The sequence below is a fragment of the Campylobacter sp. 2018MI01 genome, assembly GCF_018501205.1.
GTDB lineage: Bacteria > Campylobacterota > Campylobacteria > Campylobacterales > Campylobacteraceae > Campylobacter_E.
The window spans coordinates 1-466 of the sequence record NZ_JAHCZE010000149.1; the positions used below are offsets into that span (position 1 = coordinate 1).

At 43.3% G+C, this 466-nt stretch carries 1 protein-coding gene; it reads left to right on the plus strand.

The features are described 5' to 3' along the window. Nucleotides 1-418, plus strand: a 418-nt coding sequence (locus KJQ97_RS09420) for a hypothetical protein (protein ID WP_214120695.1), incomplete at its 5' end; no start/stop codon positions are given. Nucleotides 419-466 lie beyond the last annotated feature (48 nt).

Here is a 466-nt window from a genome sequence, read left to right on the forward strand (position 1 = left end):
ACCTAAGTTGGCCCTGATAGTTTTCACACACGACATGAGGGAAACCGGTCGCGGAACTGCTGATATCCGTTCTACGCTTGACGCAATGGAAGCCCGTCCGAGGATAAACGTTACAAAATTAAACCACCATACGACGGAGAAAGAAAGTAAATGTAGCCTTGAATTTAAACACGGGATGCTTTTCAGTAAAATTGATAATCAAGCCGGGTTTTTTGGGGCTTTGTCAAATGGTGTTGATGACCTCGAAAACTTCACTTCAGAAATGGAGTGGAGTTTTTTGTTTCCGTCGGTTTCTCCTGCATTTTTTCAAATTGGTACAGTTAAGCGTCAACACCACCTGCGTTTCCGCTGGCGTGGATTCACGTGTGAATTCATGCCGTTGATTCGCAACGTCAGACGGAAACGAAGGTGGGAATGATAGATTCATCTTCATTGATATAGTTTCATTCTATAGCATTGCGAAGAT